Source organism: Nonomuraea sp. NPDC049709, from assembly GCF_040674815.1.
Lineage (GTDB): Bacteria > Actinomycetota > Actinomycetes > Streptosporangiales > Streptosporangiaceae > Nonomuraea.
Map to the genome: position 1 here is coordinate 1 of NZ_JBFANM010000153.1, position 12,671 is coordinate 12,671.

14 protein-coding genes are annotated in these 12,671 nt (G+C 65.8%); 7 read left to right on the forward strand and 7 right to left on the reverse strand.

Annotated elements, in window-relative coordinates; genetic code table 11:
• The first annotated feature begins 56 nt into the window (after positions 1-56).
• Both AB0J69_RS59955 and AB0J69_RS59960 read left to right on the forward strand, forming a co-directional pair.
• The gene (locus AB0J69_RS59955; protein WP_364137935.1) at positions 57-404 is read left to right on the forward strand and encodes an integrase core domain-containing protein; all 348 of its coding nucleotides are present in this window, start codon (positions 57-59) and stop codon (positions 402-404) included.
• Entirely contained in the window at positions 316-753 is a 438-nt protein-coding gene (locus AB0J69_RS59960) for an integrase core domain-containing protein (RefSeq protein WP_364137909.1), read from the forward strand. The genes AB0J69_RS59955 and AB0J69_RS59960 overlap by 89 nt, the downstream gene beginning before the upstream one ends.
• On the opposite strand, the gene AB0J69_RS59965 is transcribed toward AB0J69_RS59960, so the two are convergent.
• From AB0J69_RS59965 to AB0J69_RS59980, 4 genes are all read right to left on the reverse strand, one after another.
• Positions 673-1,137 carry a hypothetical protein gene (locus AB0J69_RS59965; RefSeq protein ID WP_364137911.1) on the reverse strand — a complete coding sequence of 155 codons (465 nt, stop codon included), beginning with the start codon at positions 1,135-1,137 and terminating at the stop codon, positions 673-675. The genes AB0J69_RS59960 and AB0J69_RS59965 overlap by 81 nt on opposite strands.
• A complete protein-coding gene (locus AB0J69_RS59970; RefSeq protein WP_364137913.1) occupies positions 1,137-1,403 on the reverse strand; it encodes a hypothetical protein in 267 nt (88 codons plus the stop codon). The genes AB0J69_RS59965 and AB0J69_RS59970 overlap by 1 nt, the downstream gene beginning before the upstream one ends.
• Complete coding sequence (locus AB0J69_RS59975) at positions 1,404-2,084, reverse strand: hypothetical protein (protein WP_364137915.1); 681 nt, start codon at positions 2,082-2,084, stop codon at positions 1,404-1,406.
• A 131-nt stretch (positions 2,085-2,215) separates the two neighbouring features.
• The gene (locus tag AB0J69_RS59980; protein WP_364137917.1) at positions 2,216-2,731 is read right to left on the reverse strand and encodes a hypothetical protein; all 516 of its coding nucleotides are present in this window, start codon (positions 2,729-2,731) and stop codon (positions 2,216-2,218) included.
• A 2,089-nt stretch (positions 2,732-4,820) separates the two neighbouring features.
• Here AB0J69_RS59980 and AB0J69_RS59985 point away from each other — a divergent pair.
• From AB0J69_RS59985 to AB0J69_RS59995, 3 genes are all read left to right on the forward strand, one after another.
• Complete coding sequence (locus AB0J69_RS59985; protein WP_364137919.1) at positions 4,821-5,612, forward strand: serine protease; 792 nt, start codon at positions 4,821-4,823, stop codon at positions 5,610-5,612.
• Between the two features lie 846 nt (positions 5,613-6,458).
• The gene (locus AB0J69_RS59990; protein ID WP_364137921.1) at positions 6,459-7,643 is read left to right on the forward strand and encodes a hypothetical protein; all 1,185 of its coding nucleotides are present in this window, start codon (positions 6,459-6,461) and stop codon (positions 7,641-7,643) included.
• Positions 7,644-7,893: 250 nt separating this feature from the next.
• Positions 7,894-8,397 (forward strand): GNAT family N-acetyltransferase, encoded by a 504-nt coding sequence (locus AB0J69_RS59995; RefSeq protein WP_364137923.1) that lies wholly within the window; start codon positions 7,894-7,896, stop codon positions 8,395-8,397.
• Here the strand turns inward: AB0J69_RS59995 and AB0J69_RS60000 are convergent.
• The 3 genes from AB0J69_RS60000 to AB0J69_RS60010 all read right to left on the reverse strand — a co-directional run bounded on the left by AB0J69_RS60000 (position 8,288) and on the right by AB0J69_RS60010 (position 9,720).
• Positions 8,288-8,653 (reverse strand): zinc ribbon domain-containing protein, encoded by a 366-nt coding sequence (locus tag AB0J69_RS60000; protein ID WP_364137925.1) that lies wholly within the window; start codon positions 8,651-8,653, stop codon positions 8,288-8,290. The genes AB0J69_RS59995 and AB0J69_RS60000 overlap by 110 nt on opposite strands.
• Positions 8,602-8,886: a hypothetical protein gene (locus AB0J69_RS60005; RefSeq protein WP_364137927.1), complete on the reverse strand. Its 285-nt coding sequence runs from the start codon at positions 8,884-8,886 to the stop codon at positions 8,602-8,604. Before AB0J69_RS60005 ends, AB0J69_RS60000 begins: the two co-directional genes overlap by 52 nt.
• A 189-nt stretch (positions 8,887-9,075) precedes the next feature.
• Entirely contained in the window at positions 9,076-9,720 is a 645-nt protein-coding gene (locus AB0J69_RS60010) for a hypothetical protein (protein ID WP_364137929.1), read from the reverse strand.
• Between the two features lie 1,587 nt (positions 9,721-11,307).
• Between AB0J69_RS60010 and AB0J69_RS60015 the strand changes: the two genes are divergently transcribed.
• Both AB0J69_RS60015 and AB0J69_RS60020 read left to right on the forward strand, forming a co-directional pair.
• Positions 11,308-11,439 (forward strand): hypothetical protein, encoded by a 132-nt coding sequence (locus AB0J69_RS60015; RefSeq protein ID WP_364137931.1) that lies wholly within the window; start codon positions 11,308-11,310, stop codon positions 11,437-11,439.
• Positions 11,440-12,074: 635 nt separating this feature from the next.
• Positions 12,075-12,431: a hypothetical protein gene (locus AB0J69_RS60020; protein WP_364137933.1), complete on the forward strand. Its 357-nt coding sequence runs from the start codon at positions 12,075-12,077 to the stop codon at positions 12,429-12,431.
• The last annotated feature ends 240 nt before the right edge of the window (positions 12,432-12,671 follow it).

A 12,671-nucleotide genomic window follows, 5' to 3' on the forward strand; every position in this document is an offset into this window, starting at 1 on the left:
CCTCGGCTGGCGCACCCCCGCCGAGGTGTTCGACGAGCAGCTACGCTCGATCCAACATGCCGGTGTTGCAACGACAGGTTGAACCCAAGCAATATACGTCGATCTGCTATGGTGAGCGTCTGGCGGATATCGGCGCGGTGCGCTCGGTCGGCAGTAAAGGTGATTCTTACGACAACGCTGCCGCCGAGTCGCTGAACAGTCTGTACAAGAAAGAGCTCATCGACTTTCGCGGCGGCTGGCGCGGCGTCACCGACGTGATGCTGGAAACTATGGAATGGGTTTCCTGGTACAACGAGACGAGGCTCCACTCATTCTGTGGTAATATTCCGCCGAAGGAGTACGAGGACGCCTTCTATAAGACGCAGGGATCTACTACGTCATTCGCAAGTTCGCAGGAATCGTAGCCTCCAAGATTCCCGGGGCGGTCCACTCAAGTACTGCCCCGCGTTCCCGGGACGGTTCGGATCCATCGAAGACGCCAACGTCTTCTGCGCCCAATTCTTCACCTACTACAACCATGAACATCGCCATTCCGGAATCGCGATGCACACGCCCGCGTCGGTGCATGATGGCACCGCCGCCGGCATCCAGGCCCGGCGGATCGCCACTCTCCACGCGGCCTTCCTTGCCCATCCCGAACGGTTCCGCGGCCGACGCCCCTACCCGCCGGCGCTACCGACCAAGGTGTGGATCAACCAGCCACTCACCACGCTGCAGAACGACACTCCACCACAAACCACACAAGTAGTCTGACGTCTCATCCGGTTTGACAGGCACCGCAGCGAGCATTTGCTCTTCCCAGCCGCCTTTTTCGGTGGTGCGGTTGTTCGCGACCAGGTACGCCTCTGCGTCCGCGTCACTGCGGGACGAGCAGCCGCGCACGATCGGCACCAGCCATGTGCCGTCGTCGTCGACAAGGATCCCCTCGGCTGGCGACACCTGCTCCGCCGCCATCGCCTCCAGGACCTGGAGGCGACCATGGCCGACGACGAGACGGCCTGTCCGCTCGTTGAGCTCGCCGGCGATGACCGCGCTGAACGCGTGGATCGACGTGCGGATGCCGGGAAGGTAGTGCTCCTTGGGGTTGCGGACGGCGCGGGGAATCTCATGCAGGCGCATGCGCTCGATCCGGCGCATCAACCCTCCACGCTGTCGGAGCGGTAGCCGTACCGGGCGAGATCTTCGCCGAGCTTGCGGGCGATGAGTGCGCAGGCGAGCACGTCCCACGAGCGCGTCTCGACGGACGCGATGGGGGCCTCCACCGCAGGGCCGGTGATGCGGTTCTGGCTGTGCGGCTTGGTGAGGATGCCGCCGTTCGGGGCCTCCCACGCCACGACCCACGCCCACTTCGTCAGCTTGAGACGGGGCCGGCAGGGTCGCTGCCGCTTGAGTGTGAGCTGCACCTAGTGGGAGTCGCCTTCGGGCATCTTCACCCAGCCGAGCACCGGCCCGTCGGAGTCCTCGTAGCTGTACCGCTTCGGCCCGAACGTCTTCTCCACCAATTCGAGGCTGACGGAGCCGTGCATCCACCACGGGTCGTCGCGCGACCAGGAGTCGCGGCGGGCCCACAGCTGCGTGCGGATCCCCCAGCCGCCGACGGACAGGCCGATCACCCGCGAGTCGTAACCGGTCGGGTTGAGGCGCCGCTGCAGCCAGGTGCCGAACCGTTCGGTGCGCAGGTACAGCGCCCCGAACGGCCACAGTCTGATGTGCGCGGCAAGCGTCTGCTCGCTGACGCAGTTACCGACCTTCACCTCGACCGCGAACACGCCGAACGTCTTGCCCACGACCAACTCGCCGCCGAGGACACCGGTTGGCTTGTCCGGACATTGGCCGGGACCCCATGTGGACGCCCCCAGCTCGCGCATCCGCTGGACGAATGCGGGCCGGTACATGTCGTTCGTGTACGGCTGGCCGACGTCGAAAGGCTGGGCTGGCAGGTTGCCCTGCGGGTCGGGGCGAACACCGCACCGGTCGCAGGCCACCCAGCGGGCAGCGTCCAGGCCCGGCTTACACGGCCCGTACCCGTCGACGACCGGCCGGGGCATAGACCGGCCGGTCATGCGCAGGAGATAGCGGGGCACGGCCGGGCATGACACGTCGGCGGCGGCCGACGCATAACGCTAAAGCTCCTGGCAGGCGGTGAAGCTTCGCGATACCGCCTGCCAGGAGCTTTGCACGTCACATCACCGGAAAGGGAGAGCAGCCCGCTTCACTAGCCGGCGTACGGGAAATAACCCAGGATGAATTCGGCATTCACCTTCGAGGTCGGCGGATTCGACTCGCAGTCGGAGCGGACGGACACGAAGTGGCTCTTCGTGTGCGGGACGTAGCAGCGGTAGAGCGGTCGCCTGCCCGCACCCGGGCTCGTGTAAAGGAAGCCCTCCCGCCGGATGAACGTGTTGTTCTTCGAGCTGCTGACGTTGTTCTCGCAATCGGCCGCGCCGGTCAGGAACTGGTCGCGCGAAACGTTACCCGCGAAACAGCCGTAGATTGCCCTCGTGCCCGGAAGGCTGCTGGCCAGAATGGGGACCCGGCCCTCCTCACGGTATTTCGGGCCCGGCCGCGCTCCGCTGGTCACATAGTGCTTCAGCCCGTCGAAGTACCGCACCAGCGGAACGGCTCGCGGGCCGGCCTGCCGGTCAGCCTCGGCGTGAGCCGCGGAGATCCCGGCCCCGGCGGTGACAATGGCCGCCGTCAGCGTGCCGAGCACGGCGAATTTCGCCTTCATGTCGACTTACCCTTCATATGTTTTTACATCGTTGGCATAAGAATGTCTCGCATCGTGCCGCGCGAGATCGGGATATGCCGACAGTCACTCTAGCGTCGCCGGCATCTCTCCTATCTGCGTTACTTGACATATGGCCGGTTTTGGCCTGTAAATGTCCGCCTAATGTCCGGTCGCGTGACCCTGCTATCGGCCGTCATTCAGAGGGTGCCGCGGCGAGCGCGTTGATGAGACGCTGGGCGGCCGCCGCCGGTCGCTCATGGTCGCCAACCAGCGCGGCGTACAACGGGGCGAGGCCGCGGGCGGAAGTGACCCCCGGCGCGGCGGGACGTCGCTCTGGGCGGGACGCTCATGGGGGCCGTGAGCGGTGAGAACTCCCGGAGCGGCGGGGAAGCCTTCCTGAGGCCGCTTCGAGGTTGCTGTCACCGATGAGGGGCGAGTCCCGCCAGTGCAGGATCTCGCCTGGGCCGACCACGCCCACGCACCGGAACCGAACCACCAGTGCTGGGCGGCACCTGGATCTCGGAGTTGAGCAGCTCGGCTCGTGTGAGCATGGCTCGGCCGATGCCTCGGTCCAGTGCGGCCAGGGGTAGCGGCGTGGATGCACTTGAGTGAGCCGGGGCAGGCGCGCGGTCATGGCGTGTCTCATCTCGTCCGGCCGGTCAGGCTGTTGTGCGCTCAAGCCTGCTCGTGCCGCTCGGCTCCCGGGTGATGCGGTCCAGGCGGCCGCCCCCCATAAGCAGCTGACCAACGGTCAAGACACGTAGAGCGCCCGGTGCGGTGAGAGTCCACGCCGGGTGCGGCGAGCGGCACGGGGAAACGGACCGAGGAAACGGACCGGGGGCAATCCCCGCACCGCGCCCCGTGCCGACTCAAGCGGCGCGTTCTACCAAAGCGAGCTGTATTCCCTATTCCCTCCTGGCGCGCATCAACCTCCCCGCTGCAAGGGTCGATGCGATGAGTCCCAAAGTGGAGGCGCTTCTGCAGGCCACTGAGCAATTCACTTCGGTGCCGGACCAGGTCGATGGAATGGGTGCATGGGCCCGATCCGGCGCTCTCCCGAGCCATCTGCCCGTCCACCCGAGGCGCGGCTGGCGCTCGATGTGGTGGTGGGCTCTGCCCGCCGCGCTGCTGGTCGGCGTGGCAGTCCGGGCTGTCAGCGCCTGGCTGCTGCAGGACGTGGGCAAGCTCCACATCAACAGGTAGGTTGCCACCCGGATCGAGGCCGTCCGGACCGCGCTGGTGGCCGGTGCCGGTGTCGGCGCCGCAGTGACGTTGCTGCTGGCCGTACGTCGGCAGCGACAGCAGGAGCTGACCGCCGCGCACACCACGCACGCCGCCGACGAGCGCCCGGGGTGACCGAGCTCTACACGAAGGCGGTCGAACAGCTCGGCAACCGTGCCCGCGAACAGGAGCATGTACCGCCGGGAGTTCGCGGCGATGACGTCGAGCTCGGTCTCGCTGTGCAGCTCAATCGCGAGCGTCCCGCCGGGGCCGGGTGCGCGGTCATGCTGCGGATCTGCTCGGCGGTCAGGGGGACGAAGGTGGCTGCCTGCCTGCCGGCCGTGCGCGTGCTCTGTGCCGGTGTTTCCGCCATGGGACGCGTCTGGCTACCTGATGCAGGCGCAGCAGGTCGCCCAGGACGGTGGTCACGCCGCCACGGTCGAGCAGTGCCCGGTAAGTGGCCAGCACCGCACGCCGTCGCTCCAGCAGTTCGGGAGAAACGCTCGGCGGGTGCCGGCTCTGCTTCACCACGGCCCGATCGAGCGCCTGTGGCCGCCGTGAGTGAGGTGCTGCACGAGCCAGGACGAACGGCCTGTCGATGCCGAGGAAAACCTTGGATTTCCGCCGTTTGCCACAGGCCCCCATCAGAGGAGGAGGCCGAGAGGGACGCGGGGCGGGGCGTGGCTACCGACGACGGCGCAACGGCCGGGGCCAGCCGAGGGCGTCGGTCATCGGAGTGGGTCGGTAGCGGGGGCGTCCGCTTCACGAGCAGCGCGGTACCTCCCAGAAGCCGATGTGAAGCTGGCAGTGCGTATCTTCGCCGCTGAACGCGGCCGAAAGGGCGCGCCGAACGAGACATAGGAGAGTGATGACGAGCAGGCTTGTGCGCATTGCCCTCGCGCTCGCTGCGACTATCGCGCTGGCGCTGATGGGTGCGGGGACCGCGTCAGCGGACCGTGATCCACGGATCATCGGTGGAGATCCGGCTACTGAGCAGTACCGGTTCGCGGTCTCGCTTCAGTATCGGGATCAGGGTACGCGGCCCTCGCCACACCGGTGCGGTGGCGCGCTGATCCAGTCGGATTGGGTGCTGACCGCAGCGCACTGTGTCGCCGGTCGGCTCCCGGCCGACTTTAAGGTCAGCGTCGGCTCGAACGACTACCTGGGCGGTACCTCGATCGACATCGCCGAGTTCATCGTCCACCCGCTCTGGGGTGCGGGTACCGAGAGCATGGGCGACATTGCCCTGATCCGGCTCAGCGGGCCGGCGAATGCGCCGACGATCGGGATGGCCCGCGCGCCGGAGGGTGCGCCCGTGCGGATGATCGGCTGGGGGTTCACGGTCGACGGAGATGCCGCGTCGATACCGAGGGAACTGCGCCAACTCGACACGAAGCTGTTGCCGTACTCCGACTGCCGGTGGGGCGACGAATTCCAGGCCACGCCCGGTGACCTGTGCGCGGCACGGGGCAAGGGAGACTCGGCCGGCGCCTGCAGCGGTGACTCCGGCAGTCCGCTGCTGTATCGGACGGCGGGCGGTTGGAAGGTGATCGGCGTGACCAGCCGCAGCGGCGGCGAGAGCGGGTGCCTGAACACGCCCGAGGTCTACACCAGCACGGCACGCTACTGGTCGTGGGTCAAGATCACCATGGGCACCTGACCCTCTACCCTTCCTGGACAAGGCACGCGGTCGGCGTCAAGGATGATGTGCCCCTGAGTTTCGTGGAGTTGCCTTGGTCGGCTTGCACGCCGAGAGGCTCAGCAGAGATCTGCCCAAGGCTGGCCGGACTGTCGAGCAGCTTCCCGCGACCTCGAGATCAGTGATCAGCCGATCTCCAACTGGCGCCGTCAAGACCGCATCGATGCTGACCTGGAACCCCCGTATCACCTCCAGCGACGCCGCCGAGCTGGTCACGGCTCGGCGGCGAAGCACCGCGCTGGAGAACGAACCGGCCTGGCCTCAGCTGGCTCAGATCCCAGGGCGAAGTCCAGTCCATCTGTGTCTTCGGGACTGCTGCCCCCAAACCTGCTCATCGATCTGCAACGGATCCGGCACAACCTCCACGCCGTCTGCGCCGGGCTACGTGGCACTCGTCCACGTGAGGATCCAGGCCATCGAGGATGTCGACGAGTTTGAGCGCCACGGCGGCGTTCATCACACCATCGTGCGATTACTCAGTGAGAAAGGCAGGCGTCGAGGTGGAAGCGGGTGGCGGTCGCTACCCAAGTGCTCTACTTGCATGGCGGCGGATTCGCGTACGGCGAGTTGGAAGTCCGAGCCCATTGCCCGCAACGTGTGTGCCGAGGCTGGCGCGGTGGAGGTGAACACATGAACTACCGGCTGATTCCTGAACACGTCTTCCTCGCCGGATCGAGGACTGCTACGCGTCCTCCTGCGGAGGAGGCTCATCCTCACTTGAGCGTTCCGTCGTTCACGAGTACGGCGGAGCGGCCGGATCTCACTTGTCCGCGACACCTTGCGCTAGAACGTGTCACTGTGAACGCCATGATACGATTCGTGGTGGCCACGATTATCCTTATCCTGGTCGCCGCGTGCTCGTCAGGCCCGCCTCCCAAAGCGGCCAAGACCAAGCGCCCGAAGGCACGCCCCACACACGTCTGCCAGTTGGACCCGGAGAGCACCCTCCCACCGACCCCGCCGCAGCTGCCCATGGGCGACACCGTCCGCATGGTCCACTACAACACCTATCCCTTCAGCGACACCTTCACCAGCGTGCAGGCTCTGTCCGACGGCACCGTCTACGCGCTGGGCTGGCGCAAGTACCCCAAAGGGCCGAGCGCCTGCGGGCCGCACAAGCAAGCAGTGGTCGTCCTGCGCTGGGACGGTACGGCCTGGCGCCCACTGCCGGAGTTCGACCAGGTGGTCTGGCCTCAGCAGCTGACAGCGACCGCCGACGGCAAGGTGTGGGTGTTTGGCCGCTGCCCGCGAAACACCGCACGCGGATGCGCGGCCGCCTGGGATGGCACAGCATGGACCGTCACGGACTTCGGCCACGATTGGACCTTCGAGGTGGGCGCCACCGTTACCGGACAGCGGATTTGGGCGGGCAGCTATGAGCGGATCTGGGAATGGGACGGCACGAACTCGAGCACACGCAAGGCCCCCATCCCCATCCATGCCCTCGCGGGAGGTGCCACGGATGAGGTGTGGATAGCGGGCATGACGGATGGCCACCCGGCGCTGGCGCGGTGGAACGGCCAGTCCTGGAGTCGGCCGCCGAAGCCGCAGATCCCACGACTGTACGGGGACAAGCAGGGCAAGACCGAGCCGTACGGCCTTGCGGTCGGTGACAACGGGGAAGTCTGGATGCAGGCCAGGATGTACTGGATCTGCGGCGAGGAGGAGAGCATGTGCGCCCGACCCCTGCTCCTGAAGTGGGCCGCAGGCCGATGGACGGTCACGGTTATGCCTGAGAAGTCCCGCCTCGGCCACATCGTCTCGGATGGCACCGGCGGACTGTGGGCCATCCGCAACAGCAAACTTGCCCGCTATTTCGGAGGCAGGTGGACCAGTTACAAGGTTCCTGCCGGGCCGTATGGCGGCAGGTCTGTGATGCGGCTGGCGCGGGCGCCCGGCCAGGCGACTGTCTGGGCCGTGGGCGAGGATCACACCGAGTCCGAGCTGATGCCGTTCACCAACGGCATCATCTGGCGATTGGAGATCGTCTAGCAGGGCATCATCGCCGTCGCCTCGAGCAGGATTTGGCTCCGCAACCCCGTTGAGCGATCCACAGGACACGGCACGCTTGTCGAGTTGGCCATAATCCCTCCTCACACGGAGGAGCAGCGCAAGCTCTCTCTCACCTTGACATCCTCCACTCGCCTGAAGGCGGGGATTCCAACAGCAACTACCTCACCAGGAGGAGGTCATGTTGAGAAGGTGTCTTTGAACCCCATGCCCGCATGGAATGATCTCTGCCATGCAGATAAGAAGTGGCACCATTGATGACCTTTTTCCCATCGTTGCTCTGCATGTGAACAGTTGGCGTTCGGCGTTCGCGGGGATCATGCCCGACAGCTTCCTGAGTGGACCCGTCGCCGACGATCGATTGGCGTTGTGGCGGGAACGACTGGCTTCGCCTGTGCGGGGATCTGGGCTCTTTCTCGCTCACGACGGCGATGGCGGGCTGCTTGGCTTTGCCTACCTGCTTCCGGCTCCCGATGGGCGGATTCTGCTTGACAACCTCCACGTGCGGCCGGGTAACACTGGTTCAGGCATCGGAACGGAACTGCTGCGGCAAGGGCTGGCGTGGGCGGTGGACGAGCACCCCGCCAAGGAGGTCTATCTGGAAGTACTCAAAGCGAACACGCGCGCTATCGCCTTCTACGAACGACACGGTGCCCGCCGCACGGACGAGCGGATAGCCCGTTTCCAGCAGGGGTTTGAACTGCCCCACTTCGAGTACGCCTGGCCGATGGACTGAGGTTCGCGGTGCTCCGGCCCGCCCAGCGGTGGGCCGGACCGCGCGGAAGCGGCATGCCCTGCCGCGTGTTCCTGGCCACGTTCACGCCGGCGTTGCCGGCGTATCCGCAGGACCAGCACCGGAAACGCGCTTGGCTCTCGCGCGCCTCCCGGTCCACGATCCCGCACGCCGAGCACCGCTGGCTCGCGTACGCAGGGTTGATTGTCACGATTCGCCCGGAGCCTTCTGCTCCACCCGCGCCACGAGTAGCCCCCACCCCGCGGCGAGAAGGCCCCGGTTCAGTCCGGCCTTCTGGCGGACGTTGCGGCCTGGCGCGCCGCGAGTGCATCGCGCCGACCGCGTCATGGCGGAGATTGTCAGGTCTCCGACGGCGATCACGTCGAACCGGCATGCCAGATCGGTGCTGGTCTTGTCGACCCAGTCCGTGCGCCGGTCGGCCTCGCGGGCCTGTTCGCGGACACTCAAGTTGAGGATGAACGCGCCATTCACGATGACGATGAAGCGGTATGAGAAGACCCCGGCAGCGTGGAGCTAACGGGGTCATGGTGGGCAGGTTGGCGGCTTGATGTGCATCTTGTCGCTGGGACTGTCGATTCAGAGGCATTCTTCAACCCATGGACCGAACACGATCGCGGACTCGCAGGCAGGCCCTCCTCCGCAAGCGAAGATGGTAGGGCTCTACCTGTCCTGTGGAGATTCCGGCCAGTACGGGACCGCCTGCTGGGCGGCGGCCGCGATGGCCGCGCCGTCGAGTTCGACGATGCTCAGCTCGATGCCGCTGACGGGCCACTCCACAGCGAGTTCGAACCTCTCCCGGGGAGGCGAAGGCCACAGCCATAGCCCCCAGGTCGTGACACCTGCGTCCTCGTCACCGCTGCGCATGGACATGCCCGGGAGCAGCAAGGACAACTGCGGGCCTGGTGGCGGATCCTGCGGGAGTTGTGTTCTCTCCAAACGTTGTCCGACGGTGGTGGCCTTCGCGCCGTCGGCGAGGCGCACGCCGAAGCGCAGCAGCTGGTCCGGTAACGGCTGCTCGGCCTTCACCCCGGTGATCATGTGAGGGAACACAGATAGTTGGAGGGCCTGGAAGTCGTCGGGGGACAGAGTCTGTCGTCGGGTGACGATGTCCACGTTGATCAGGCAGCCGGTGCTGAATGCCTGGATCGTCGGTACGGTGATGGCGACATTCGGGGTGCGGGCCAGTATCAGTCCGCTGACTATCACCGCGCCCATCTCGTCCGCCGGCGGAGCGGACCAGGCCGGCCATCCAGGTTTGGGTGGGCGAGTCGATTCTTCCTGAGCTGGCGGGGGTTCGAAGAACATACTTTCACCGTACGGAAATCCTGCGGACTGCGTGGTGTGCGGATCATGGATAGCTGTCTGGAGAAAGAATTGTGAAGCCGCTGCCGCCGCCAGGAGGTTATGTCACTCCGTTGCGATGACCTCGTTGACGGCAGTGCGGGTGGCGGCCTCATCGACGATGGCCTTGTCAGCGGCGAAGGTGGCCAGCAGCGCCTGGACTAACGATCAATCCCCAAATGAGTCACGGTCTAAAGTCACATACCTGACAAGCTGCGGCTCCGGCGGGGGCGCTATGCGGGCATGACGTTCAAAGAATATCTCACGGGGAGGCCGTACGCCGTCGGGCACCGCCACGCGTATGCCCACGTGCGACGGACCCACTCTTGCCCCTCGGCCGCGCATGCGCTCCACGTGCTGAACTGAAGACCGGTGTATTCCCAGCTGTAGACCTGACTGGTGGTGCCCGCGCCATTGACGCGGGCATTTCCGTCTTGAGCGACAGCCGGCGCACCCGCCACTCCGAGGGTAACGAGGAAGCAGGCGGAGACGGCGAGCCCACGGATGAAGCGACGCATCTGATAACTCCAGTGTTCGATGGGTCCTTAGCCGAACTTGCTTAGACGCGATCAATTCTTTTCCCACCCGAGCGAGCAGCACCAGGGCAGGAAGGGGGACATGTTGCGGACATCGCGGGCCAGCTCGTCCAGGCGGGCTAAGGTCCGGTGGGTGTCGCTGTGTACTGAACGCGATGGAGAGTTCGATGTAGGAGAGCGATCTCGAGCGATGCTGCTCGACGATGAAGGTGGTGGCCCTGCGCAGCCGCTCTGCGGAGGGGAGGCTCCCAACCGCCTCAACCGCGTTGGTTGACGACCGTCGTGGTGAGCGTTGAGGAAAAGCACTCGTGAGGTGTCAGGTGGGCGTCGACGACCTCGGCCTCACCCGCAGGGCGTCGACCAGTTGGGCCTGTGCAGTGCGGATGGAGTTGCCTCGGTTCGATAGACGCATCAGGGCCTACGACTACGCGGAGGCGTAGTCGAAGTCTTGGGCGTTTGAGCGCGTGTCGGCGTCCGCATTCGGCGGGGTGAGCTGGTCGAGTCGCGTCCGAGACGCGGTGTAAATAGATCACGAGCGCAGGTTCCGTGTTGAACCGCCAAGTCCCCACGCTCGTAACACGTCGAGTAGGTACGTACCGACTCGGCGATGCCAGGATACGGACCGCCTCATCAGTGCGGCCTGCCGCTCGATAACAGACCGCTGACTGCTCCAGTAGCGTGTCGGAGTCGTAGTAGTGCAGGTAGACCGGCACATCGAGATGGGTGAGGTGCGGGTGGTCGCGCAGGACGCCGGCTGCGGCGTCCAGGAGGTCGAACGCCTGGGTGTGCTCGCCGAGCATGGCCAGGCCGGGCGCCTGCTGCTGGGAGGCCAGCGCGTTCAGCTTCGGCTCCAGCTCGGCGGGTCGGCGGCGCGTCGCCGAGCGAGGGAAGCACCGCGGACAGACCTCCGCTGGCCAGTAGTTGGGCGAACATCCGGCGCGAGATCGTCACCTTTACGTCACCAGTGAGGCGGGCCGTCGCCCGCGTAGGGCAGTGATCAGGCCGCCTGCGCCGAGTGCCCGGCATCGAGGACGGCACGGAGCAGATCAGCCGGGACCTGCTGGGCGCCATCCCCGTCGACTACGCCGCCGAGCGCGCCAACGTCGCCGCCCAGAACGCCGCCACCCGCACCTGGGTCGGCGCATGATGGTTTCCCGCCTGCCGATCGCGGTCTCGCGCGCCCAGCACGAGATTGCCCACTCCTCCCTCACCAGACTGGCCCCCTGCACGGCATGCCGTGCAGCGAACTCTGGCGTCAGGTCACCTGACCCCGCGCACCCCGAGCGTGGTCCGCCCTGCGCAACCTCGCCATCGGAGCCTGACGCCTGCCCGGCGCCGACAATATCGCTCAAGCCATCCGCCCATCTCTCGCGACGCCACCCATTACCTTAACGTCCCCGAACTCGCGTGACCGAGAACAGAACACCACTCGGCGACGCCGGAGCTCGGCATAACTCGCAGGGATGGAACGTCGGTTTGCGCGACCGCACCCCAGCGAAAAGTCCGATCATTGTCCGGCTTTCGCCCTGTACTTTCCGGCAGTCGTTGCTCCAGACTCAACACGCGACATGCCGAGATCGTTTCCCCAGCTGTCCACCACGACTTGAGGGCGGAATATACAGCTCGCAACGTCGTGTCCCTTGAGCTCAAGCGAGAAGCGAAAGGGAGTCATCGTGAGAGAAATCGTCGCCGAGCGGCGCCAGCGACGGCTGCAACACCGATCACGGCCGCCTCCGCGCAGGCTGCCGCACCGAAGAGCCCGATCGACAAGGAGCGGACATAATGAAGAAGATGATCATTGTTGCGAGCGTGTTACTGGTTCTCGGGTTTGGTGCCGGCGTCTTCGGCTTCATGGCGTTCAACCAGGCAGGCGTCGACGAGCGGTATGCCAGGGCCGTGCGAGCAACAGCTGCCGAGTATATGGGCAGGGTAGACGAGGAATCGACGCGGAAGTCCTTCGCAGACGCGAACGAGGCCTCGGCGGAGGCGGAAGGACAACGAACCCTCGGTTGGGTGTCCGTCGGGGGAGCTGTCACCCTCGTCGGAGCCGCCGGGGTGCTTTTCACGCTCTCCTTGCGCAAGCGCGCCTCCGACGCTCGGACGGACCCAAACGTGACCGTGGTGGCCCGCCATGTCTGACCGGGGTGTCACGCAATTGCACTTTCTCCTGCAGTCCTGCTGACGGCGTGGGAGCGCGCTGCCCAGAGCGTGGGGTCATTCAAGCGGCGTCAGGCCCTCAAATTGTCTCATTCTCGAAATGGCCTTGGAGATTGTCGACGACCAACCTCGATTCTTCAGCTGGTCGGGGTGCGTGAGTGGCTCCGCGGGTTTCGCCCGTAATGTCCCCGAGGCGGTTGGGGCGGGCCGTCGCATGACGCT

What these genes read in the sequence shown, in the direction of transcription:
- AB0J69_RS59980 (WP_364137917.1), bottom strand. Translation starts at nt 2,731, where the DNA reads ATGAAGGCGAAATTCGCCGTGCTCGGCACGCTGACGGCGGCCATTGTC.
- AB0J69_RS59985 (WP_364137919.1), top strand. Translation starts at nt 4,821, where the DNA reads ATGACGAGCAGGCTTGTGCGCATTGCCCTCGCGCTCGCTGCGACTATC.
- AB0J69_RS59990 (WP_364137921.1), top strand. Translation starts at nt 6,459, where the DNA reads ATGATACGATTCGTGGTGGCCACGATTATCCTTATCCTGGTCGCCGCG.
- AB0J69_RS59955 (WP_364137935.1), top strand. Translation starts at nt 57, where the DNA reads ATGCCGGTGTTGCAACGACAGGTTGAACCCAAGCAATATACGTCGATC.
- AB0J69_RS60010 (WP_364137929.1), bottom strand. Translation starts at nt 9,720, where the DNA reads ATGTTCTTCGAACCCCCGCCAGCTCAGGAAGAATCGACTCGCCCACCC.
- AB0J69_RS59965 (WP_364137911.1), bottom strand. Translation starts at nt 1,137, where the DNA reads ATGCGCCGGATCGAGCGCATGCGCCTGCATGAGATTCCCCGCGCCGTC.
- AB0J69_RS60020 (WP_364137933.1), top strand. Translation starts at nt 12,075, where the DNA reads ATGAAGAAGATGATCATTGTTGCGAGCGTGTTACTGGTTCTCGGGTTT.
- AB0J69_RS59995 (WP_364137923.1), top strand. Translation starts at nt 7,894, where the DNA reads ATGCAGATAAGAAGTGGCACCATTGATGACCTTTTTCCCATCGTTGCT.